Source organism: Clostridium sp. DL1XJH146 (genome assembly GCF_054819755.1).
In genome coordinates, this window is sequence record NZ_JBTVVN010000043.1 from 1 (window position 1) to 25,027 (window position 25,027).

The 25,027-nt window shown below is 28.4% G+C and carries 21 protein-coding genes and 1 pseudogene; 17 read left to right on the forward strand and 5 right to left on the reverse strand.

The window, feature by feature from the left end:
* Positions 1 to 74: 74 nt before the first annotated feature.
* The gene (locus tag ACVHXK_RS15730; protein WP_461207368.1) at positions 75 to 575 is read left to right on the forward strand and encodes a sulfatase family protein; all 501 of its coding nucleotides are present in this window, start codon (positions 75 to 77) and stop codon (positions 573 to 575) included.
* A gap of 117 nt (positions 576 to 692) precedes the next feature.
* Here ACVHXK_RS15730 and ACVHXK_RS15735 read toward each other — a convergent pair whose 3' ends face one another.
* Complete coding sequence (locus tag ACVHXK_RS15735; protein ID WP_461207369.1) at positions 693 to 1,331, reverse strand: nitroreductase family protein; 639 nt, start codon at positions 1,329 to 1,331, stop codon at positions 693 to 695.
* Between the two features lie 221 nt (positions 1,332 to 1,552).
* On the opposite strand from ACVHXK_RS15735, the gene hcp reads away from it, so the two are divergent.
* From hcp to ACVHXK_RS15770, 7 genes and pseudogenes are all read left to right on the forward strand, one after another.
* Positions 1,553 to 3,190 (forward strand): hydroxylamine reductase, encoded by a 1,638-nt coding sequence (gene hcp / locus ACVHXK_RS15740; protein WP_461207388.1) that lies wholly within the window; start codon positions 1,553 to 1,555, stop codon positions 3,188 to 3,190.
* Positions 3,191 to 3,354: 164 nt separating this feature from the next.
* Entirely contained in the window at positions 3,355 to 4,092 is a 738-nt protein-coding gene (locus tag ACVHXK_RS15745; protein WP_461207370.1) for a sugar phosphate nucleotidyltransferase, read from the forward strand.
* Positions 4,093 to 4,115: 23 nt separating this feature from the next.
* The gene (locus ACVHXK_RS15750) at positions 4,116 to 6,422 is read left to right on the forward strand and encodes a glycosyltransferase family protein (protein ID WP_461207371.1); all 2,307 of its coding nucleotides are present in this window, start codon (positions 4,116 to 4,118) and stop codon (positions 6,420 to 6,422) included.
* A 13-nt stretch (positions 6,423 to 6,435) separates the two neighbouring features.
* Positions 6,436 to 7,395 (forward strand): NAD-dependent epimerase/dehydratase family protein, encoded by a 960-nt coding sequence (locus ACVHXK_RS15755; protein ID WP_461207372.1) that lies wholly within the window; start codon positions 6,436 to 6,438, stop codon positions 7,393 to 7,395.
* Positions 7,396 to 7,416: 21 nt separating this feature from the next.
* Complete coding sequence (gene rfbG / locus ACVHXK_RS15760) at positions 7,417 to 8,490, forward strand: CDP-glucose 4,6-dehydratase (RefSeq protein ID WP_461207373.1); 1,074 nt, start codon at positions 7,417 to 7,419, stop codon at positions 8,488 to 8,490.
* A 159-nt stretch (positions 8,491 to 8,649) separates the two neighbouring features.
* A complete protein-coding gene (locus ACVHXK_RS15765; RefSeq protein ID WP_461207374.1) occupies positions 8,650 to 10,266 on the forward strand; it encodes a GGDEF domain-containing protein in 1,617 nt (538 codons plus the stop codon).
* An 83-nt stretch (positions 10,267 to 10,349) separates the two neighbouring features.
* Positions 10,350 to 10,882: pseudogene (locus tag ACVHXK_RS15770) on the forward strand (ATP-grasp domain-containing protein).
* A 115-nt stretch (positions 10,883 to 10,997) separates the two neighbouring features.
* Here the strand turns inward: ACVHXK_RS15770 and ACVHXK_RS15775 are convergent.
* Positions 10,998 to 11,501: a flavin reductase family protein gene (locus tag ACVHXK_RS15775; RefSeq protein ID WP_461207375.1), complete on the reverse strand. Its 504-nt coding sequence runs from the start codon at positions 11,499 to 11,501 to the stop codon at positions 10,998 to 11,000.
* A gap of 153 nt (positions 11,502 to 11,654) precedes the next feature.
* On the opposite strand from ACVHXK_RS15775, the gene larAH6 reads away from it, so the two are divergent.
* Positions 11,655 to 12,911, forward strand: coding sequence for a nickel-dependent malate racemase, LarAH6 family (gene larAH6 / locus ACVHXK_RS15780; RefSeq protein WP_461207376.1), 1,257 nt, complete (start codon positions 11,655 to 11,657; stop codon positions 12,909 to 12,911).
* 244 nt (positions 12,912 to 13,155) lie between these two features.
* On the opposite strand, the gene ACVHXK_RS15785 is transcribed toward larAH6, so the two are convergent.
* Complete coding sequence (locus ACVHXK_RS15785) at positions 13,156 to 14,289, reverse strand: glycosyltransferase family 4 protein (RefSeq protein ID WP_461207377.1); 1,134 nt, start codon at positions 14,287 to 14,289, stop codon at positions 13,156 to 13,158.
* A 130-nt stretch (positions 14,290 to 14,419) separates the two neighbouring features.
* Between ACVHXK_RS15785 and ACVHXK_RS15790 the strand changes: the two genes are divergently transcribed.
* Positions 14,420 to 15,427 (forward strand): CotS family spore coat protein, encoded by a 1,008-nt coding sequence (locus ACVHXK_RS15790; RefSeq protein WP_461207378.1) that lies wholly within the window; start codon positions 14,420 to 14,422, stop codon positions 15,425 to 15,427.
* A gap of 323 nt (positions 15,428 to 15,750) precedes the next feature.
* Positions 15,751 to 16,680: a DUF975 family protein gene (locus ACVHXK_RS15795; protein ID WP_461207379.1), complete on the forward strand. Its 930-nt coding sequence runs from the start codon at positions 15,751 to 15,753 to the stop codon at positions 16,678 to 16,680.
* Positions 16,681 to 16,720: 40 nt separating this feature from the next.
* Here ACVHXK_RS15795 and ACVHXK_RS15800 read toward each other — a convergent pair whose 3' ends face one another.
* Positions 16,721 to 17,068 (reverse strand): hypothetical protein, encoded by a 348-nt coding sequence (locus ACVHXK_RS15800; protein WP_461207380.1) that lies wholly within the window; start codon positions 17,066 to 17,068, stop codon positions 16,721 to 16,723.
* 12 nt (positions 17,069 to 17,080) lie between these two features.
* Positions 17,081 to 18,253, reverse strand: coding sequence for a cation:proton antiporter (locus tag ACVHXK_RS15805; RefSeq protein WP_461207381.1), 1,173 nt, complete (start codon positions 18,251 to 18,253; stop codon positions 17,081 to 17,083).
* Positions 18,254 to 18,589: 336 nt separating this feature from the next.
* Here ACVHXK_RS15805 and yabG point away from each other — a divergent pair, with 336 nt between their 5' ends.
* From yabG to ACVHXK_RS15835, 6 genes are all read left to right on the forward strand, one after another.
* Positions 18,590 to 19,489 (forward strand): sporulation peptidase YabG, encoded by a 900-nt coding sequence (yabG, locus tag ACVHXK_RS15810; protein WP_461207382.1) that lies wholly within the window; start codon positions 18,590 to 18,592, stop codon positions 19,487 to 19,489.
* Positions 19,490 to 19,704: 215 nt separating this feature from the next.
* Positions 19,705 to 19,941, forward strand: a complete 237-nt coding sequence (locus tag ACVHXK_RS15815) for a Veg family protein (protein ID WP_461207383.1) — start codon at positions 19,705 to 19,707, stop codon at positions 19,939 to 19,941.
* A gap of 95 nt (positions 19,942 to 20,036) precedes the next feature.
* Complete coding sequence (locus ACVHXK_RS15820) at positions 20,037 to 21,581, forward strand: DUF3794 and LysM peptidoglycan-binding domain-containing protein (RefSeq protein ID WP_461207384.1); 1,545 nt, start codon at positions 20,037 to 20,039, stop codon at positions 21,579 to 21,581.
* Between the two features lie 226 nt (positions 21,582 to 21,807).
* Positions 21,808 to 22,650, forward strand: coding sequence for a 4-(cytidine 5'-diphospho)-2-C-methyl-D-erythritol kinase (gene ispE / locus ACVHXK_RS15825; protein WP_461207385.1), 843 nt, complete (start codon positions 21,808 to 21,810; stop codon positions 22,648 to 22,650).
* 601 nt (positions 22,651 to 23,251) lie between these two features.
* On the forward strand, positions 23,252 to 23,437 hold the full coding sequence (locus tag ACVHXK_RS15830) for a CLC_0170 family protein (protein ID WP_461207386.1): 186 nt from the start codon (positions 23,252 to 23,254) through the stop codon (positions 23,435 to 23,437).
* A 38-nt stretch (positions 23,438 to 23,475) separates the two neighbouring features.
* Complete coding sequence (locus tag ACVHXK_RS15835; protein ID WP_461207387.1) at positions 23,476 to 24,936, forward strand: spore germination protein; 1,461 nt, start codon at positions 23,476 to 23,478, stop codon at positions 24,934 to 24,936.
* Positions 24,937 to 25,027: the final 91 nt, after the last annotated feature.

The window sequence follows — 25,027 nt, forward strand, 5'->3', positions numbered from 1 at the left end:
ATTTAATTTCCAATTGTATAAATTAAAATAGCCATCAAGCATTGGAATAAAATTGTATTCTTAGGTTGATGGCTATGGGTGAGTATCTAGGAGATCATGGAAGAATACAAAAAGGAATGCCGGGACATGATTGCATTACAAATGTTCCGTTTATTATTAAATATCCAATAAGAATAAAAGGTGGTTCTGTTTTTGATGAGTTAGTAGAAGGCGTGGATATTGTTCCAACTATTTTAGATTATTGTGGAGTTCAAATACCTAATATTGTACAAGGAAGATCAATAAAAGAGCTGTTGGATGGGCGAGAATACAAAGGCAGAGAGGAGGTATTGACAGAGTTTTTTGAACCAAATAATTTATATAGAGCCTCTACTGTTAGAACTAAAGAATTTAAATATTATATTGATAACAATGGGGATGAAATACTATATAATTTGATTGAAGACCCAAATGAGTTAATTAATATAATATATTATGATAAATATAAAGATATTCTATCAAATATGCGAAGAAGATTAGTTTTAAGATTATTCCAAGCTAGTGATAATTCAAAAATAAAAACTGCACAATATTAGAATATAATATTTTAGTAAATATTATATTGAAAAAGTGGCTGCAGCAGATATTATTCTAGAACAGCCACTTTCTTATCTTTATAAGTTAAGTATGGTCTTTGAATTAAAAATCATAAGTTATTCTATTATAGTCATTACCTCTTCTAATGGTTTTCTTGTTGGTCTTTTTAAGTTGCTGTCAGCCGGAATACCTATTGGAACCATACAAGCAAGTGTATAATTTTCTTTATGAAAATCAACATATTCAGCAATTTCCCTAGCAGCATAATTTGGACCTGTCATCCAGCAAGCACCGTAACCCATTGCAGTAGCAGCAAGTTGAATGTTTTCAACAGTAGCTCCGATATTTTGTATCCTAGGAGACATAGATATTATATTTTTTATTTCTTCAGGGTCAATGCCTGCTTCTTCCATAACATCTAAACCTAAAATTGGATATTGTCCAGCGAATACAAGAATTAGAATAGGAGCATTTTTGAATAATGTAAAATACTTAAGGTATTTTGAAAACTTTTTATTTAGCTCCAAGTTAGTAGATTTTGATACTAATTTATCATGTTTTTGTTCTATTATTTTAGCTATTTCATTTATCTTTTCTTTATTTTTTACAATGACAAAGTGCCAATTTTGAGAGTTAGTACCTGAAGGTGCTAATGTAGCTGCTTTGATAATTTCATTAATATCCTCATCTGAAATATCTGTATCTTTAAATTTTCTTACGCTATGTCTATTATATATGAAATCTAAATTTGACATGTACACACTCCTTTTCCATAGAATTTTATTTCATTATACCTAGGTTAGATAATTTCGTCAATAAAACCAATAATGTCGTATTATTTACCATAAGGTTAAATAATATAATAAAAAAGAATAATATATGCATCTAACGGGAAAATATAAATTGATAAAACATATTAAAGTATGAAATGAAACATAAGAGAAATGAAAGAGGAGGATTTAATTTGGAAAATTCAATGTTTTGTTATCAATGCGAGCAGACAGTGGGAGGTAAAGGCTGTACCAAAGTTGGGGTTTGTGGCAAAGATGCTGAAGTAGCAGCACTTCAAGATTTATTGGTATATCAATTGAAGGGAATAGGATTTTGCGGACAAAAAATATTAGATAAAGGCGAAAAAATAGACGAGGAAATTTGTAAGTTTGTTATTGATGGAAGTTTTGCAACTTTAACAAATGTAAATTTTGACCCTGAAAGATTTGTAGAGTTTTTAAAAAAAGCAGATAAGATTAAAGAAGAATTAAAAAGTAAAGTTGGAAGTATGTCAGGAGAAGTACCTTGTTGTGTAAATTATAAATTGCCAGCATCAAAAGAAGAAATGCTAAAAGATGCAAAAAAAGCTGGTATTATGTATGACCAAGAATTAGATGCAGATATTCGTTCATTAAGAGAAACTCTTATATATGGACTAAAAGGAATGGGAGCATATGCACATCATGCGCATGTACTTGGTAAAGTAGATGAAGAAGTAAGTAATTTCTTTTATAAAGGATTTGCAGCTACATTGGATAATTCTTTGACAGTAGATGATTTATTTAATTTGTGTATGGAATTTGGAAAAGTTAATTTTAAATGTATGGGATTATTAGATGGTGCCAATACAGGTCTTTATGGAAATCCTACACCTACAGAAGTTTGCATGACAAAGAAAAAAGGTCCATTTATTATTGTATCTGGTCATGATCTCAGGGATTTAAAAGAATTGTTGATACAAACAGAAGGAAAAGGAATTAATGTGTATACGCATTGTGAAATGCTTCCAGCTAATGGTTATCCAGAACTCAATAAGTATAAACATTTAGTAGGAAATTTCGGTGGAGCTTGGCAAGAACAGCAACGTGAATTTGATGGAATACCGGGATGTATACTAATGACAACTAATTGTCTTCAAAAACCAAGAGATTCTTATAAAGACAGAATTTATACAACAAGTATAGTTGGATGGCCTGATATTGCGCATATTTGTGAACAAAATGGTAAAAAAGATTTTACACCGATTATAAATAAAGCTCTAGAACTTGGAGGCTTTACAGAAGATGAATCTGAAAAGAAAATAACTGTAGGGTTTGGACATAATGCCGTACTTAGCAATGCCGGTGCAATAGTTGATGCAGTAAAACAAGGAGCAGTAAAACATTTCTTCTTAGTAGGCGGTTGCGATGGGGCAAGACCAGGTAGAAATTACTACACAGAATTAGCAGAAAAAATACCAAAGGATTGTTTAATATTAACTCTTGCTTGTGGAAAATATAGATTTAACAAATTAGATCTTGGTACTATAGGACCATTTCCAAGGGTTTTAGATGTTGGTCAATGTAATGATGCATATTCAGCAGTGAAAATTGCTGTTGCGCTAGCAGAGGCCTTTAATTGTGGAGTTAATGATTTACCGCTATCAATGATATTATCTTGGTATGAACAAAAGGCAGTATGTATTTTGCTTACATTACTATCATTAGATATTAAAAATATATACTTAGGACCAACTTTACCAGCATTTATTTCACCAAATGTATTACAGGTTTTAATAGATAAATTTAATTTACAACCAATATCAACTCCAGAAGATGATATAAAAGCATGTCTTTCTAAGTAAAATAAAATATTTTTTAAGAATAAAAGAAATTGACTTACTCAATTTCTTTTATTCTTTTTTGTTTATAAATGAAATTGTCGTAACAGTTAAATTAAGATTTCATAGAATAAAAGTAGGTAGCTATATATTATTTAACTAATTATAAAAAATTGGGAGTGGTTTTAGTGAAAGTAGTAATTCTTTGCGGAGGAAAAGGGTTAAGGATGAGAGGTGGCAATGATGAAATGCCTAAACCAATGGCATTGGTCAAGGACAAGCCCATTCTATGGCATATTATGAAAGCATATAGTAATTTTGGGTTTAATGAGTTTATACTTCCTCTTGGATATAAAGGCGGAAATATAAAAGAGTATTTTGTTAATTATAAATGGAGAAATTCTAGCTTTACAACAGGATTTAATAAAGAAACAATAGAATACCATGATGATATAGATATTAAAGATTGGAAAATTACTTTTGTAGATACTGGATTAGAAACTATGACAGGTGGAAGAGTGAAAAGAATAGAGAAGTATATTGATGGAGATACTTTTATGCTTACCTATGGAGATGGTTTATCTAATATTAATATTGGTAAACTTCTTGAATTTCATAATGAAAAAGGGAAAATAGCAACTGTAACAGCTGTTGAAAGAAAAAGCCAATATGGCATCCTTAAAGTTAAAGATGGCATAGTAGAGTCTTTTGACGAAAAGACAAAACTTGATGGGTTAATAAATGGAGGTTTCTTTGTTTTAAATAGAAGAATTTTTAATTATCTAGATGGAGATAGTTGCATATTTGAAAAAGAACCATTGCGTAAATTAGTAAAAGAAGGTGAGCTTTCAGTGTACAAACATAATGGGTACTGGAAAGCTATAGATACATTAAAGGATTTGAAGGTTGCAAATGAAACTTGGTGAAATTGAAAGGAGAGAAGATTATAATGAATGTGAATTTACTCATGAATTTATTAAATGAGATTTTAAATTATGTTAAAAGTGAGAATGGAACTGATTTGGATAGAATAATGAACTCACTTAGAAATGAGGATGTAAATATTCAAGATGTAATAAACCAGCTTTCAGAAACTTTAGAATACAGAATATATAAATCTAATAACGATTACAGAGATTTTAATGAAGAAGAGGTTTTTTATAATGAAGATATAAAACCTTGTTCTTTTAAAGATAATGTAGACTATTATCAGTATATAGAAAATGACAATGAATATGAAGAAAGGTGGGGTGGACAAAGTAAACCTCATGAATATAATCATGAGGAATGTGATTTCTCTCAATATGACTATGGACAAAATATAATAGATACTGAATATACTCCTACAAAAGAATATAAGGCTAAATATAATTTATGTACACTTGCTGGTAAAGGGTATCTAATAAAAATTTTAACGCTGTATAAATCACTTAAAAGAAATTCAAAAGATTTTAAATTATGGATTTGCTGCATGGACGAAGTTGTATATGGAGCTTTATCAAAAATAAAATTAAGAAATGCAGAAATATATAAATTAGAAGAAATAGAGACAGCAGAATTATTGAATGCGAAAAAAGATAGAACAGTAAGTGAATATTGTTGGACACTAAAAGCCCCAATGATGGAGTATCTTTTAGATAAGCATCAGTTAGATAGAATTGTTTATTGTGATTCAGATATTTACTTCTTTTCAAATACAAGCAAAATATTTCAGGAGTGGGCTGATAAAAGTGTTTTTTTGTGTCCACAAAGAGATAGAAACAGTATAGAAAAGAAATATGGAATATATCAGGCTGGCCTAATTGGATTTAAAAACGATATAGAAGGAAGAAAAGCTCTAGAATGGTGGAAAAATAAATGTATAGAATGGTGCTATAAAATAGAAGATACTGAAAATGAAAGATGGGCGGACCAAAAATATCTTGATAAATTTCCAGAATTATTTACAGATGTATTGATAACAAATAATTTGGGAATAAATGCTGCTCCTTGGAATTTGATATATAACAATAATTTTAATATTGAGAATCTAAATAATTCTATTTATATAGAAAAAAATAAATTGGTTGCATTTCATTTTGCATGCCTCTCTATTTTTAATAAGGACGAGTTTGATTTATGGAATTTAGGTAGATTGGATATACCTTCTATCATTAAGAAAGATATATATGCTGTGTATATAAAAGATCTAAGAAATACTATTGATAGGCTAAATGAGAAAATAAATGGGTTAGAAAAGCATATTTATTCTGATAACAGTAAAGATGAGGCTAAAAACTTTTATAAACTTAATAAAGTAAGAGAATATATGAATGAGTATGATGATTACTATATTTTTTGTACACTTACAACAAAGAAATATTTAGCAAAAGCTTTGACATTATATAGGTCCCTTAAAAAAAGAATAAATAATTTCCAATTATTTATTTGTTGTGTAGATGCTACTTCTTATAGAATATTGAGGAAGATAAAAAGCGAAAATATTACTTTAATAAAATTATCAGAAATTGAAAAATATAATACACAGTTAAATTCAATTAAAAAGAGCAGAAATGAAACAGAATATTGTTGGACATTGAAAGCACCTTTAATAAAATATGTTATGGAAAAATACGGAGTACAATCAGTGGTTTATCTAGATGCAGATCAGTTTTTCTTTCAAAATCCAAAACCTATATTTGATAAATGGAAGGATTACTCAATCTTAATGTGTACTCAGAGAGGCGATGCTGAATTAGAAAATATACATGGATATTATCAAGCAGGCCTATTAGGTTTTAGAAGAGATAATTATGGTTCACCATGTTTAGAATGGTGGAAAAATAAATGCTTTGAATGGTGTCATGAGAAAAGAGATGAAAACGGAGATAGATGGGGAGACCAAAAATATTTAGAAAGATTACCTGAAAAATTTAAAAGCATAAAAGTTGTAAAAGATATAGGTATTAACGCAGCACCTTGGAATGTAGTGTTTAATAATAATTTTAATATAAGTAATAAAAATAACGATATTTATATAGAAGATGAAAAACTAATAGTATATCATTTTGGAAGTTTATTAATATATAAAAATGGAGAGTTCGACTTATGGAAATTAAATCCTTTAGATTTCCGTAAGGAGGTAATTGAATATATATATAAACCATATTTAAAAGAAATAAATAAAACTATTGGTATTTTAATTAAGCATGGAGTTAATATTGATGATATTGTAAGTGAAAAAATAAATCCACAAAATCTGATAAAGTTAGATTGAAGGTGGAAATGAAATGGAAATTAACAAGGGCTTTTTTAAAAATAAGAAAGTGTTTATCACAGGAGGGGCAGGATTTATTGGATCTCATCTAGTAAGAAGACTCTTGGATATGGGAGCTAATATAACTATTTTAGTAAGAGAAAATTCGAATTTATGGAAAATTGAAGATATCAAAAAAGACTTAGAAATATTTTATGCTAATATACAGGATAAAAACATGGTGGAAAACATTATTAAATCGATAAAACCGGATATTGTTTATCATTTAGCAGCATATGGAGTTAATTCTAAAAAAAATGATTACGCTAAAGCGTTGAATGTTAATGTAAATGGCTCTCTAAACGTTATTGAACCACTTATTTTTACAGGATGTGAAAAAATTATATACATGGGAAGTAGTTCAGAGTATGGTGGAGGTAAAGAACCAAGAGATGAAAAAAATGCTTTATATCCACTAAATATTTATGGAAGCACAAAAGCAGCGGGTACAATATTGATGCATCAAATTGCTAGGGAAAATGATATTGGAATTATAACTATAAGGCCTTTTGGCCTTTTCGGAGAAAGAGAAGAGAGGCATAAAATATTTTCATACATTATCAGTAGTATTTTAAAAAAGGAAGAAGTCAAACTTACTTCATGTGAGCAGTATAGAGACTATTTATATGTGGAAAACCTTATTGATGCTATGATACTTGCAACAGAAAGTGATATCAAGAATGATATATTTAATATAGGAACGGGAAATGTTAAAAAATTGAAGTATTATGTTGATAGAATATTCAATCTTACTGAAACAGACCAAAAACCATTGTATGGAAAATTGAATAGTAGGATAAGTGATATGTTTCGACCTGAGCCCAATGTTGATAAAATTAAGAATATGCTTCATTGGGAAGAAAGAATTTCATTAGATGAAGGGCTTAAACTTACTGTACAATGGTTTTGCAAAAATATTAGAAGTTATTCATAGTTGCTTGAAGAGGTGATGTTTATGGAAGAAAATTTGCTTAATATATTTAAGAATAAGAATGTTTTGGTTACAGGCCATACAGGTTTTAAAGGGTCGTGGTTGACTATTTGGCTACTAAAGCTAGGAGCTAATGTTATTGGATATTCTCTTGACCCTAAGACTGGAAGAGATAATTATGTTTTATCTAAGGTACAAGATAAAATTATAGATATAAGAGGAGATATTAGAGATCTTGATAAGTTAGGAGGAGTCTTTGAAAAATATAAACCAGAAATAGTTTTTCATCTAGCGGCACAGCCCCTTGTTAGATATTCATATAAATATCCACGGGATACCTATGATGTGAATTTAATGGGTGCAGTTAATATTTTGGAGTGTATCAGAAAGTATGAAGAAGCTAAGGCTGGTGTAATAATTACTAGTGATAAATGTTATAAAAATAATGAATGGATTTGGGGATATAGAGAAGAGGATAGACTAGGAGGGTACGACCCTTATAGTTGTAGTAAAAGTTGTGTTGAACTTTTAGTTGAGTCCTATAAAGATTCTTTTTATACTAAGGAGAATTATTTAGCAACGGGGAAAGTAATTGCATCCACTAGAGCGGGAAATGTAATAGGTGGAGGAGATTGGTCAGAGGATAGATTAATACCAGATTGTATAAGAGCATTAGAGAGGAAGAATGATATTGTTATAAGAAGTCCAAATGCTATAAGACCATGGCAACATGTGCTTGAACCACTTAGTGGATATTTGATACTAGCTGCAAAGATGTATACTGAAGGTATAAAGTATACAGGAGCATGGAATTTTGGGCCAGAGTATAAAAATATTGTTACAGTAACTCAGTTAGTTGAGAAAATAGTAAAGGAATGGGGAGATGGAGTAATTAAAGTAGTCAATACAAAAAAAGATCTTCACGAAGCTAACTTGTTAAGCTTGGATATAAATAAAGCAAAGCACTATTTAGAGTGGTTTCCAAAATGGGATATTGATATGACTGTAAAAAAAAGTATAGAATGGTATAAAACTTATTTAGATGTTGATGTTTTTAATCTATGTCAAAAGCAAATAGATGAATATGCTATATTATAAATAGTGAAACACCCCATATTAAATTTTATGTGGGTGTGTTTTTAAGTTACATAATATGAATAAATTCGTAGTAAGTGTCGATTTTTATTTAATATATTGATATAATTTATTTTATTAAGAAAGTGAGCTTAATGAATAATTAAGAAAGGAGTATTGGAAATGGATAATAGATTTTTAAAAAATAGAAAAAGTAGAGTTAATTTTGTTAAATATTTTAGTGTTATATTTATAGCTATATTAGCTATATCTTTAATGATATTATATTTACGAAAAGATATAGAACTTAAAGCTAAAAAATTAGATTTAGAAAAAAAAGAATTATATAATGTTGATGGAAGAGAAAGTCTAATATACTATGATTTGAGCGAGGTGTTTTCTGACCTTGAGTATGTTAAAAGTTTTATATCTAAGTATACTGAAGGTGCATATTCATACGATTATATAGCTGATAACCTTATGCTATATTCAGATAGCATAATGAAATATGACCAGATTAGGTATATAGATAAAGAAGGAATGGAACAAGTGAGGATTAATTATGATGGAAGTAATAGTGAGATGGTGGACAAAGAAGACCTCCAAAATAAAAATGATAGGTACTATTTCTATGAGACGGCTTTATTACAAGAAGGAGAGATTTTTGTTTCTAAATTTGACTTAAATATTGAAAATGGTACAATTGAAGAACCTCAGAAACCGATGATTAGATTTTCAACTCCAATTTATAGTAATGATGAATTTATGGGTATAGCTATATTGAATTATTCAGCGCAAAATTTAATAGAAGAGTTTAATAATTATGGAGACGAAACAAATCGAAATAATAGTCTTCTTAATGGTGATTCATACTGGTTAATATCAGAGGAAGCTGATTTGCAATGGGGTTTTATGTATGATGATAAAACAGATGTTTGTTTCAAAGAAAAATTTCAGAATGAATGGGATATGATAATAAAGGAAGATAAAGGACAGTTTTATACAGAAAATGGTTTGTTTACTTTTGAGAAAGTAGATAAACTTTTGGACGTTGATAATAAAAGATTTAAAAGTAATATAATTTTATATGATGATGCATGGATTATTTTATCATATATTGACGCTAATAATGAAGAGTTTCTGTGGTTAAATAAGTCTATACATAGATTAATTATAGAAGATTTATTAGATAAGTATTACTTATTGATATTAATATTTATTGTAGCTTTATTTTTAACGAGCCTATATAGCATGAATAAAGAATATAAAGAGGAAATAAAATATTTTGCTAAGTATGATACTATGACCAATACGTTTAATAGAAGAGCTGGATTAGAAATCTTAGATGATAAAGTAAAGAAATCAACTATGGACAATAAAAATCTAAGCATTTGCTTTATTGATATAAATGGATTGAAGATTGTAAATGATACGTTTGGACATGAGGCTGGTGATGATTTGATTATTACTGTTGTAAGTGTAATAAAGAAGTCTATAAGAGAAGATGATGTTTTGATTAGACTAGGTGGAGATGAATTTTTAATTGTTTTTCCTAAATTAAAAGCAAAGGATGTAGAAGAAATTTGGGATAGAATAACATTAGAATTGACTAGAATTAATGAAAAAGATATTAAAAAATTTAAGATTAGTATTAGTCATGGTATTTCAGAATATTTGCCAAGTGAAATGGATCCTATTGATTATATTATAAATCTTGCTGATGAGAAAATGTATAAAGAAAAGAAGACAATAAAAGAAAATATGGAGGATTTTAATAGATATATAATTAAAGATATATAATTAAAGATATATAATTAAAGATATAAGTATATATTGAAATGCAACAGATTTTGGCAGCAAGTAATCTACTGTTTCCAAAGACAATGCTTGCTAAATTCCCTATAAATACTGATTTAGTAGAAAAAAATATTGGATTTCCTGCTATAATAAAAACTATTTATGGGTCACAAGGTAGTGGAGTGTTTTTAACTCAGGATAAAAACAATTTTGAAGATCTTATGCAATTAATAAATTGCACCAATACTAATATGAATATTATTATTCGAGAATTTATTACAGATAGTTTTGGAAAAGATTTAAGAGTATTTGTTATAGATGGAAGAGCAATAGGTTGCATGGTTAGAAAGTCTGTTAAAGGAAATTTTAAAGCTAATTTTTCACAGGGTGGAGAAGTAGAAAAATATGAACTCAACAATATAATATCTTGGATAGCAATAGAAAGTGCAAAAGTTCTAGGGTTAGATATTGCAGGGATTGATTTACTTTTGATGGTGAAAACTATAAAATTTGTGAAGCTAATTCTGCGCCTGGATTTAGAGGTTTTGAAAAAGCTACAGAAATAAATGTGGCTAAAGAAATATTTGATTACATTAAAGTTAGATTAAATATGCAGTAAAAATATATTTCTAATAATCTTTAGTAAACTTAATCCTACTAAAATATCTATAGTATTTCCATGAAAAGCTTTAATGGAAATACTAGATGTTAAATTTAGTAGGATTTTTTATTTATTATTCATAGAATGATGTTCTTAAAATTTCTCCATAAAATAAAGTATGGATGTCATTATCTGCATAGAATTTATTAACTATTTCTTGATCTAGATTACTTAAATCAAGGTCAGTTTTGTATAATACTTTGCATTCAAAAAATAGATTACATCCTGCTATACAAGGACTTTTTATTATTTTGCTTTCATTTAAAGAAAGATTGCAATTTTTTATTTTGTCTTCGTTACTGCCAGAATGAGAACCACAATAAGCTAATTCATCTTTAAAACTTTCATGGAATGGAATACTGATTGTAAAATTATTAGTTTTTTCTAGTAAAGAGTGTGTATATCTTGATTTCCTTACTAAAGCTGTGAAAACAGGTTTGTTCCATTGATAGCCAATTTGTCCCCAACTAATAGTCATTGTATTTGTAGTATTATTATCTCCTACTGTTAGAAAAGCACCGTTTTTATGTAACATTTCCATAGCTTCATCAAGTTTTTTGGTAAAATATATTTTCAAAAATACCCCTCCCTATTGAATTCATATCTTAATTATAAAAAAAAAGATAAAAACAGTCAATTATTACCGTAGATATAATCTTATATCTTTAATATTTAGCTCATTTTTGATATGATTGATTTAATAATTGAAGATTTTAAAAGGGGTGGAATTATGGATTTTTCAGTAGGTTTTGCTAAAGGGGCTATGGAATTTAATATTGATGATAATAATATTCAGCAAGTTTTGAGTCCTAACAAAGTTTTAGTTAATTTTAAAGGGGAAGAAGAGGTTAAGAGAGCTTTAAAAACACCAATAAATTCAGAAAGACTTAAAGATATTGTATCTAAAGGGGAAAACATAGTAATAGTTACAAGTGATATTACTAGACCTATGCCTAGTAGAAAGGTACTTCCTTCTGTTATTGAAGAATTAAATAGTGGAGGAGTTTCGGATAATAATATAACTATTATTTTTGCACTAGGTAGTCATAGAAAACATACTGAAGAAGAAAAAAAATATCTTGTAGGAGAAGCAATATTTAATAGAATCAATTGTATTGATAGTGATGATAATAATTATGTATATTTAGGAGAAACGAGAAATGGTACACCTGTAGAAATATTTAAGCCAGTTGTAGAGGGAGATAGAGTTATACTTCTTGGCAATATTGAATATCATTATTTTGCTGGCTATAGTGGTGGATTGAAAGCAATTATGCCCGGAGTATCTACTAAATCAGCAATACAAGCAAATCATAAAAGGATGGTTGAAGAAGAAGCTAAAGCAGGTAATATAAATACTAATCCTGTAAGATTAGATATTGAAGAAGCAGCGGCGCTAGTAAAGGTGGATTATATAGTAAATGTTGTTTTAGATGAAAAAAAGGAAATTGTAAAAACAGTATGTGGACATCCTATAGATGCCCATAGAGAAGGTTGTAAATTTTTGGATAGTTTATATAAAATTCAAATAGATAAGAAAGCGGACATAGTTATAACTTCACCGGGGGGATATCCGAAAGATTTAAATCTTTATCAAGCTCAAAAGGCTTTAGATAATGCAAAACATGCAGTAAAGGAAAATGGAATAATAATTTTTGTGGCTTCTTGTATAGAAGGTTTTGGCTCAAGCGTATTTGAAGAGTGGCTACTTAGAGCAGAAAAAAGTGAAGAATTGATTTCATGGATTCATAAAGAATTTAAACTTGGTGGACATAAAGGAGCTGCAATTGCAATGGTTCTCCAAAAATCTAAGATATATTTTGTCTCAGAAATGGAAGAGGCTGTAGTTAAAAATATTTTTATGGAACCGTATGAAAATGTTCAAAAAGCATTAGAGCAAGCATTTAGAGAGTTAGGAACAGATGCTAAAGTAGTAGTAATGCCGTATGGTGGATCTACTTTACCTGTAGTTAGTAATAATGGTTAAATTAATAGTTTTTATTTATTAGGAATTTGCAATTATTTTTAGAAGATAATTTGCAATTTGCAATGTTTTTTAAATATAATTTGCAATGTGCAATTAATGTTGATTTTCTTCCCTTTGGTCAGAAAATCTTGAAACATTAAATTAATTCAAAGATTTTGCGCAGCAAAATCATCTTTAATTGCTAATTGCTAATTGCTAATTGCAAATTGCAAATTGCAAATTGCAAATTTCTTTAGATATGGAATTAACTTTGATTGCAAACAGCTTTATAAGCCGTGAGTGTTTCTTTTGCAGTTTTGTCCCAAGAATATTCAGAACTTTTCTTTAATCCTTTCTTTATTAATTCTTGCTTTAAATCCTGATTATTTAGAACTTCAGTTAATGAATTAGTTATTTCTTCAATTGCATTAGGGTTTATATAATAAGCGGCATCTTCAATTATTTCTGGTATAGATGTTAGAGAAGAAGCTATAACAGGTGTACCACAAGCCATTGCTTCAATTGGAGGTAGTCCGAAGCCTTCGTAAAATGAAGGATATACAAAAATCTCACAAGCATTATAGAAAATTGGCATATGATTTACGGGTATATAACCAGTGAATATAACTTTATTTTCTATTTTTAAATCTTCTACTCTTTTTTTATAAGTACTATAAGATAATCCTTTTTTGCCTGCAATAACAAGTTTAAGATTTTTATCTTTAGAGAGATTAATATAGTTGCTAAAAGCTTCGATTAAACCTGTTATATTTTTTCTAGGACTGAAACCTCCTACATAAAGTATAAAATCATCGTTTATTTTATATTTTCGATGTATGAAATTTTTACACAAATTACTATCTATAGGATAATAAATTTCTTCGTTTGATAGATGAGTAACAAAGATTTTTTCTTTTGGGTAATTGAACTGAGTTGCAATATCGTTTTTAGAATATTGGGATACAGTTATAATACCGTCTGCATTATCAATAATAGTATCAATGTATTTATGAAAAATTTTCAGGTAAGAATCGCTTACAGTTTCAGGCATTTTATAAGGGATAATATCATGTAATGTTATAATAATAGGGTTTAATTTATTAGAAGGCATTCCTATTCCATTATGAGGTATATGATAAATATCTGCTTTGTCATCCAAATATTTCGGAGGAGTAGAAATGTCATCCCAAAAATAGCCACTATAATTGTTATTAGAAAAATTTATATTTGAATTTTTATTATTAATGTGAATATTTTCTTTTGATTGAGAGGGTGCATAAATATTATAGTGATTATTATAATATTTTTTAATTAAAGAATATATAAGTTGATAAGTGTAAGTTCCTATTCCAGTTCCTCTATACCAAAAAGCAGCACGTCCGTCTATTGATATGTTCATAATACATCCCTTCAATAAATTATAGATATAATTCAATATATTATTTGTAGATTTAAAATGTTACGATAATTAATCTGTTCTAAATAAATAGGGTATTTCATATAGTTTTTATATGGAGGTGAACTTAGTTATGATGAGAGAATTTGAAATAGAAAGACAATTTGATATAAGAATAGAAAGCATCAAACCACAAAAGGGTGTTTACCTTTTAAAAACTAATAAAGGAGATAAATGTCTTAAAAGAATAAATTATGGTGTTCAAAAATTGTATTTTGTATATGCAGCAAAAGAACATTTAATTGAGAATGGTTTTACTTTTATAGATAGATATGATTTAAATATTGAAGAAGAGCCCTTCGCATTTGTAAATGAAGACATTTATACTCTTTCAAGATGGATACAAGGAAGGGAGAGTGATTTTTATAATGATGAAGATTTAGTGGGAGCAGCTAAAAATCTTGCTAAAATGAGTATTGCTTCAAGAGGCTATGATCCGCCAGAAAATAGTAAATTAAAAACTGATTTAGGACGATGGCCACATTTGATGGATAAAAGAGTTGCTGCTTTAGATAAGATGCGAAATATGAGTAGAAAAAGACATAGAAAATGTGATTTCGATTTTGCCTATCTGCAACATATGAATTATTATAAAAAATATGGTGTTAGAGCACTTAATGTATTGAAAGACTCAAAGTATAAAGAAATTTGCGAAGAAACAGAAAATGAAAAAAGTTTTTGCCATCATGATTATACTTACCATAATATTATTATCGATGAAGATAGTAATTTTAATGTAATTGATTTTGATTATTGTAAAAGAGAATTGAAAATTTATGATATATCTAATTATATGGTAAAAGTATTAAAAAGACGAGATTGGGATATTAAATATGCTAAGTTAATCCTTGAGAATTATAATAAAATAAATCCAATAAAAGAAGAAGAATATAGGATATTATTTGCATTCTTATTATTTCCTCAGAGATTTTGGAGATTAGCTAATAGATTTTACTATAATGAAGTTAGTTGGGGTACTAAGAGTTTAACTAGAAGGCTTGATTTGATAATAGATGAACAAGAAAAGTATGATAAATTTATTGATGATTTTAAAAAAGAATATGAACAGAAGGAAGATTGAAGATAAACTATATGAAGATTTATATTAAAATAGTTTATATCTATAAAATATGAACCATGTACGCAGAAAAGCATACATGGTTTTTATTTTTGCCATTGGAAATGAGAATATATCAGTTCATTTAATTATATATTAGAATAACGATTTAAATAAATTTAAGGAAGGGAGGATAGAAATACTAAGATAGTTATTGTTTATATATAGTATTTTTAGTGCAACTACTTATGTAGACTTAAAACCTGTTGAATAGTAAGATTTTAGAATAAAAAATTAAGGTTTACTTTAGATACATTATATACAAGACTAATTTAGGTGGCATATATATGGAAAAAAATTATAGAAAAGTGCTTACTAATAAAGAAATTAAAAGAAAAGCGAGAGAGAGTTTGAAAGGAAAATGGGAAGAAATCGTAATATTTTCTTGCATTTATTTTCTTATTATCAAAGTGTTTTATTTATTATTTTTAGTAGTTGATTTAGGCGATTTATTAAATTTTATTCCTCATGATAAAAATTTTATTGCAAATCAGGGGTTGAGTATAAAATTAATATTTATAATATTTAATATAAATAAGTTTTTTTTTAGTGGAATTTTAATTTATGGATTATCTTATTTAAGTATATACTCTGTTAGGGATGAATATTGCGATAATAAGATAGTTTTTAAGAAAAGTAAGAAATTAAAAATATTTATAAAGACTTGTTTTATTAATATTAGTATAGCTATACGAAAAATGATATGGACTATTTTTATGTTAGATATAATTATAATATTAGGTTTGGTAGTATTTACTCCCTGCTTTATAGATATGCTCAGCAGAGGATATTTGTACGATATTTTACAATTTAGTATTTTGCCGGTAGATATACAAGAAATGCTAGTTCAAAATTCTCTTATAGTGTTTGCAATATTATTAGGGATTATAATTATATATTTTATTATAATTGTAAAGTATAATTTTGCTTTTTTTATCGCAGTAGATGGAGAAAATAAAAATTTTATGAAATGTATTAAAACATCAAAAGAAATAATCTCTGAGTATAGGATTAAATTGCTTTTTTTATATTTGAGTTTTTCGGGATGGGTACTAGTTAGTATAATAACCTTTGGAATAGGATTTGTACTTTTGAAAATATATGTTCATACAAGTATTGCAGTTTTTTATGATGATATAAAAGAAATCAATATAAATAATGCAAAAATAAAAGAAATAAAGATAGATGATAATAGCGAGACTATAACTTTAATGTAGTGAGAAGGATGAAGTATGAACTTCATCCTTTTGCCTTACATTAATTGTGTTTTAAACTTAGTCCATAGCAATTAATTACTGGAGTCACAAACATAAACCCTACTCCGGGATTATTAGAATAATCTAATTCATCGTTTATCTTGGTTATTACTTTATTGAGCTTGGCTTCTTCATTTATTACACTTATAATGGTTTTGTTGTAAGGTTGGTTGCCTTCTAAAATTTTTCTTATACCTGAAAATATAGGAATTTCTATATTGTTGTTTAAAAGAATTTTTCCAAGACCAACGCTGTCTAATGTAGTTGCTCCACATTCGTTTTCATAAAATATCTCTTGTATATCATCTAACTTGTTTAAATCATTTAAAATCAAATATATGGCATACATAATAATACTCCTTTAGATTTTGGCTTCTTTAGCTTTTATTATAGCATTTTTTGTTGAAATTGGACCAATTATTTCAGTGAAAATTGTAGTTCCTAGCAAAACAGTTATTACTAGGGAACCGAGCTGAGTCCCAGCAAATTCTCGGTTAACAATTATTGCTAAACCAACGGCAACTCCTACCTGTGAAAAGAGACCAAATCCAATATTATTTTTAATTTCTGCAGGCGCTTTTGCAATAGACCCACCTAAATATGCACCACCGACTTTACCGAGCATCCTAAATACCAAATAGCAGATTCCTATTAATCCTAAATGAGGGAGCATATAAATATCGAGTCTAGCTCCTGCAAGTACGAAGAAGGCAGCAATGATAGGTGGAGAAAAATTTTCTATAGAAGAAAAAGCTTTTCTACTATATGATGAAATATTTGATACCATAAGTCCTATTGTCATTGATGAAAGTAAAGCAGATAAGTCGAATTTCATTGTAATTCCAATATTAATTAATATTATTCCTATTATAAAAGTTAAAAGTTCACTGTTTTTGCTTGAAATTTTTAATAAATAGCAAAGAATTATACCGAGGATAATGCCAACGAGTAAAGATAAAATTATTTCTAATAATGGATGAAATAAAACTTTATTCAATGTTATGATTTCATGTTTTATAAATACTTTTGATACAGAAGAAGCTACAGAATATATCATGAGGCAAATAGCATCATCAACTGCCACTACCCCTAAGAGGGTTGTTGTTAATGGTCCAGAAGATTTATATTCTTTTAATACCATGACTGTGGCTGCTGGAGCTGTTGCAGATGCAACTGAGCCTAGAATTAATGAAGTAGGAATGTCTCTAGTTAGTAGGAATATTATTCCTGATACTAAAGTGAAGGCACCGAGTGCTTCGCACAGTGCTATTAATAGAATTGTTTTTCCGAGTTTTTTGATTATAGTGAATTGTAAATCACTTCCGATATTAAATGCTATTATTCCTAAGGCAAAATCGCTTATAAAAGAAAGCTGATTAATAGTTTCAGTATTTACAATATTTAGACCCGATATTCCAATTATTAAACCAGCTATTATATAACCAGCTACTGCTGGTATCTTTAGCTTATTTATTACTTGTCCTAAAATGATACCAAGTATTACTGCTAGCCCTAATGAGAAAAATGTATTCATTTGTTAAACACCTCTATCCGTAAAATTTGAACATACATATAAGTCTATTACTTATATAAAAGCGTGTAAACTTTGATAAATGAGAATATATGATTATATATGATTAAAGAAGGCTTGGCTATAAAAGAAAAGTACTATTATTATAATATTCTTTTGAAATGAAACGGTTTCATAAAGAAACAATTGATTGGCGCTATTGAATAAATTAAATAATACTAATTAAATAGCACTTAAAATAATATTTATCATAGTATAAATTGAAGGCTTTTTTAGAGTTATTTATATAAATTTTAATAATAATTGGAAATACAAGTTATGTTTGAAAGGGGGAGAACATTGGAAATTGGGGATTTGGTTGTTAGAAAATCTTATGGAAGGGATATAACTTTTAAAATAATTGATGTTAAGAAAAAAGATGATAAAGTCGTTTATATGCTTAAAGGAATCAATCTAAGAATAGTAGCAGATTCACCAGAAATAGATTTAGAATATGCTACAAAAGAATGTATAACTAAAAATGAAAGTGTATTTAATGATAAAATCAATAGGAATATAGAAACTATAATGGGAAATAGAAGTGGGACTGAGCAAACTAATATTTCATCTAAAGATATCAAAAATGATATAGAAAAAAAAACGAAAATATTACAAAAGAATAAAAATGGAATGTCCTTTGGAAGACCGGGGAGTGTTCTTCACGTAGATGGGGATCCGGATTATTTAGAAATATGCTTAAAAACTTACAATCAACTAAAATTAATATCTTATGGATTTGTTTTAAAAGAAAACAATCAACCAGATGAAATACTTAGTTTAGTTAAGTTATATAAACCGGATATAGTTGTTTTGACAGGACACGATGCAATAATTAAAGGTGCGCAAGATTATATGGATTTAGCAAATTATAAAAACTCCAAATATTATGTGGAATCAGTTACTAAACTAAGAAATTATAATTCTAATTATGATGAACTTGTTATCTTTGCAGGAGCGTGCCAATCATGTTATGAGGCTATATTAGATGCAGGAGCAAATTATGCTAGCTCGCCTAATAGGGTATTGATACATTGTTTAGATCCTGTTTTTTTGGCGGAAAAAATAGCTTATTCTAATATTGATAATGTTGTTTCAGTGAAAGAGGTTTTAAACAATACAGTAACAGGAACGGGTGCGATAGGAGGATTACAAACACGTGGAAAGTACAGAGAAGGATATCCAAAATCTAAGTATATATAAGAATATTGAATAAAGTAAATAAATAATGATAATAATAGTTAGTGTATGAAATAATTAAAATATATAGGTAGAAATGTTTTAACGATAAGTTTATATGTTAATTTAACCTAAAATTAATATTGACAACGTGGTTTAATTAGTGATAAAATGATTAGTTAATTTGACAAAGTGCTTATTCCGTGTTATAATGTACAAGTAGAAAGAGGGTGTTTTGAATGGACAGAGTTAATGTATTGACTTCAATCAAAAACGAAATTGATAACCATATTGGTGAAGAGGTAACATTAAAAGCTAATAATGGCAGAAGGAAGATTGTTGTAAGTAATGGGATAATAGAGAAAACATATCCTAGCATATTTGTAGTTAGATTAGGAAGTGACACCCCAAGGACAGTGACATATAGTTATTCAGATGTATTGACAAAAGCAGTACAAATAGAATTTGCTGGATAAAGTAATACTAAATTTTAGTATTACTTTTTTTAGCATATTTTTAAAACTCCTAAATATAAATAGATAGTAGGTATAATAGGGAGGTTTAAAAAGGTATGGATTTAATAAAAGAAAGTATAAATTATGAGCAACTTCTTCGTGAAGAAATTCAAGAAACAGTTTTAAAAGAAGAATATGTAGTTCCTGACACAGAACCAGATGTGTATAAAATATTAAATATGGATACTAAACCGGTAATAACTACTAAAGATGTAATGTCAGGTAAAGTATATATACAAGGGATTCTTAAATGCAATGTTTTATATATTGCTAGAATGGATGAGGATTATGAGATTTGTTCTGTGATGTATACAAAGGAATTTTCTGCTTATTTTGATATTGATGAAGTCGAAGAGGATATGATGTGTACAGCAAAGGCAAGTGTTGAACATATAGAATGTAAAATCCTTAATGAAAGAAAGATTGGTATTGAAGGAATAGTTGGAATGAAAGTAGCAGTATATAACAATGTGTCATTAGAAATTGTAAAAGATGTTGAAAATGATGAAGAAGTGCAGGTTTTAAAAACTCCTATAGCAATTGACAAAATAGTATGCAAGCTTGAGGGTGAATTATTAGCTAAAAGTCATATAAAAATTGCTACAGATAAACCAGAAATAGGTAGAATCTTGAAATGTTCAGTACAACTCCATAGAGAAGAAATAAAGTTATATGATGATAAAGTTGATTATGAGTGTTTTGCTATGGTAAAAATATTGTACAGAAATAATGAAAGTAAAGAAATTTGTTATATACAAGATGACGTGTTTATGAGTAAAGAAATGGATGCGGATGGCGTTGATTCATTTATGACTCAAAAGACTGACTTTTGGGTGGATTCAATAGATTATGATGTCAAAGAGGATGATCTAGGAGAATATAGAATAGTTGATGTAGAAGCATTAGTCAATACTTATACTAAAGTAATGTATAAAAATGAAGTGGAAATGATTGAAGATGCATATAGTCCACAGTGTATACTAACTATGGAAAAAGAAAAATATAAAATTAATTTAATACTAGATAGTAAGGAAGTAGAGACAGTAGTAAAAGATAATATAGAAACAGGAAAAGGAAAACCAAAAGAATGTTTGATGACAGAAGGTCAAGTTTATGTTTCAGATTGTAGAATTCTTGAAGATAAAGTTGTTGTGGATGGTTTAGTTGCTACTAAAATATTATACAAAACAGAAAATAATGTATTAGAGTGTGTAGATGAAGAATTACCATTTAATTATAGTGTCGATTTTTCAGGTGCAAGAATTAATATGCATCCACATATAAGTGCAACTCTTCAAAGTATTGAAGCTAATGTTGAAGCTAGTACTTTGGCAGTTAAATCTTTAATTAAAATTAATGTTTCTGTAGATTATGATGAGGAAAAAGAATTTATTACAGATGTAATTCAAGAAGAAAGTGAAGTAACTGCTAAGAAAGCTAGTATAAGCATATATGCTGTTCAAAAAGGGGATACGCTTTGGAAAATAGCAAAGAGATACTATACTACTATTGAATCATTGACAAATGTAAATGATATATTAGAAGAAGATGTTCTTAAGTTAGGTCAAAAATTAATAATTCCTGGAAGAGCTATATTTTAAAAGTACTATAAATTATAAATATTAGAAAAAGAGGCTTTATATATGTTGTAAATATATAAGGCTTTTGTGTGTTTTAGTTGAACTTTAACCACGATATATAGCCTTAGAACGCATCAATCTCAGGTAGATATTGTGGTTGGTTTTAGTTAAACTTGATTTGTGGTTTAACCATATTATATATGTTATAATATGGTTAAACTTAATATTAGTAGAAAGGGAAGATACAATGCAATTAAAAGCATATGCAAAAATAAATTTATCTCTTGATGTGATAGGAAAAAGGAATGATGGATATCACCTTTTAAAAATGATAATGCAAAATATTGATTTATATGACGAAATTGATATAGAGAAAATTGAAAAAGGGATTATAGTCCAGACGGACAAGATATATATACCAGATGATGAAAGAAATTTAGCTTATAAAGCTGCTAAATTATTCATAGATTCTTATAATATATCAGAAGGTGTAAAGATTATTATTAAGAAGAATATTCCCGTAGCAGCTGGATTAGCCGGTGGAAGTTCTGATGCAGCAACAGTACTTAGATGTATGAGAGAACTATTTGAAAAAGATATAAGCAATGAAGAATTGATGGAATTAAGTTTAAAAATAGGCTCAGATATTCCATATTGTATAATAGGTGGAACAGCTCTGTGTGAAGGAATTGGAGAAATTGTAACTCCTCTTAAAACATTTAAAAATAAAATTGTAGTTATTGTAAAACCTAATTTTGGGTTATCTACAAAAGAAGTATATAAGGATTTTGAAGTTGATAAGGTTCATAGACATCCAAATACGGATAAGGTTATAGAAGGTATTGAGAATGATAGCATAAACATAGTGGCAATGAATCTTATGAACTTGTTAGAAAATGTATCATATAGAATGTATCCTATATTAAGAGAATTAAAAAAAGACATTAAAAATATGGGAGCTTTAGGATCTTTAATGAGTGGAAGTGGACCAACTATGTATGGGTTATTTGAAGATAAAGAAAAAGCTATTAAATGCTATGAAAAATACAAAAGTAAATATAATGAAGTTTATATTACAAAGACAATATAATATTAATGCACAATGCACAATGCACAATGCACAATGCACAATGCACAATTGAGGTAGATTTTCTTCTCTTTGGTCAGAAAATCTATAATTAATGTAAATAATTGCGAATAATTAGAAAGATAGTTACCAAGCGCTTTGTAAAATAATTTCCTATTTGTAGGTTAACAAGGATTAAAGGAAGCTGTCCACTTCTACAAGTGGTGGTAGTTCACAACAGAATATTACGAATATAAAAAGTGTTACCTAGATTTATTTGGGTAATGCTTTTTTTGCTTTAGGCTCTGTTTTAAAGAATTTAGTTAGACAATAGTTAAACGATAGTTAAACGATAGTTAAACGATAGTTAAACGATAGTTAAACGATAGTTAAACGATAGTTAAACGATAGCCTTGTTTTAAAGAGATTTAGAAACAAAAAATTTATTTTGAGTATATTTTTAGAGAAAAAACAAAAAATAAGTTAGTGAGTAACCTGTAGATGGTGATAAATTTATAATATAAAATTGGATTCTATTTGTACAATTCTAGTTTTTGTGATTTAGGATGTATGTAAGTTAATAATTAGAAAGGAAACTCTATAAGAGGTGATTAATATAAAGTTATTGGAGTTATTTGATAAATATTTAGTATTATTAGTTGTGATTTTGGGGCTGATTGTTGGAGTGCATGATTCAAAAGGATTTAAGAATTCTAAGCTTGAAAGCGAATATAAATTGGCAAAGTATATAGGACTATCTATGGTTGGGGTAGTTTTAATTATGTTTATAGTAAGAGCTATAGTAATCTGAAATTATAGTAAAAATAACTGAAGAGGATGTGACTCTGTGTGAAAGAGTGGCTAAGAGAAGAAATATCAACTCAGCTTGATGATAATTTAAGTTACTTGAAAGAAATACTAAAAGATAATACAGATATTGTATTTAGGGAGTTTTATGTTCAAAATTGGAAAGCTGCATTTATATACATAGATGGGATGGCAGATAAAATTTTACTCAGTGACTTTGTGCTAAAAGCAATGATGGATACAAACACTGAAATAACAGATGTAAATGAAGTAAAAGAAAAGTTGTTAGCAGCTTCGGAAGTAAAAGATATAACAGATTTATCAGAAGGTATAAAAAGTGCTTTAGCAGGAGATACTTTTATGATTTTAGATGGAATTAGCATAGGATATGTATTAGGAACAAGATATTGGCCTGCAAGAGGGGTAAGTGAACCATCAGGTGAAACTGTTGTAAGAGGATCAAGGGAAGGGTTTACAGAAACAGTAAGATTTAATACTGCTCTTGTTAGAAGAAGAGTTAGGGATACTAGATTCAGATTAAAATCAAAATCTATAGGAGAAAGGTCAAAGACGGATATTGCAATTGTTTATATAGATGATATTGTAAACAAAACTGTTTTAAATGAATTAATGGAGAGACTTGATACAATACAAATTGATGCAATTTTAGATAGTGGATATATCGAACAAATGATTGAGGATGACCCGTATTCACCTTTCCCGCAAATTCAAAGTACTGAGAGACCAGATGTTGTAGCGGCAGCAATATATGAAGGAAGAATCGGAATTCTAGTGGATAACACTCCTTTTGCATTAGTTGTTCCTGCAACTCTAAATAATATAGTACAATCACCTGATGACTATTATCAAAGATGGATGCATGCTTCAGTTGTTAGAATAATAAGATATATGGCAATGTTTATTTCTTTGATTTTACCGTCTATTTATATAGCTTTCACATCATTCCATACAGGAATAATACCAACAAAACTAGCATATTCTATTGCAGCTTCAAGGGAGGGTGTTCCATTTCCTGCTTTCGTTGAAGTGTTAATAATGGAAGTAAGTCTTGCATTCTTGTTAGAGGCTATAGTAAGATTGCCAAGACCTATTGGAGCTACAATTGGTATTGTTGGTGGTCTGATTATAGGGCAGGCAGCTGTATCAGCTGGCATAGTTAGTCCGATTATGATTATAATTGTTTCTGCTACTGCAATAACGGAATTCGTTACTTCAAATTATGCATTAACGATGGCTTTTAGAACAGTTAGATTTATGTTGATATTAGCTTCTGCTTTTTTAGGCTTTTACGGAATATTAGTTGGTTTGCTAGTATTTTTGATACATTTAATAAGATTAAGAAGTTTTGGTATACCTTATTTAGCACCAGCTGTAAGGCCGCAATTAAAAGACCAAAAGGATTTTTTAGTAAGGTTGCCATTTAGTTTCTTTAAAGAAAGACCTCAATATATGAAGAGTAGAGATAGGATAAGACAGAAGTAGAATTTAGAGCAATGAACAATGCACAGCATTCCTATATTAAGACTTTTTAAGTGTTGAAAAATAAATATCCTCCTGTTAAAATACGGAGTAT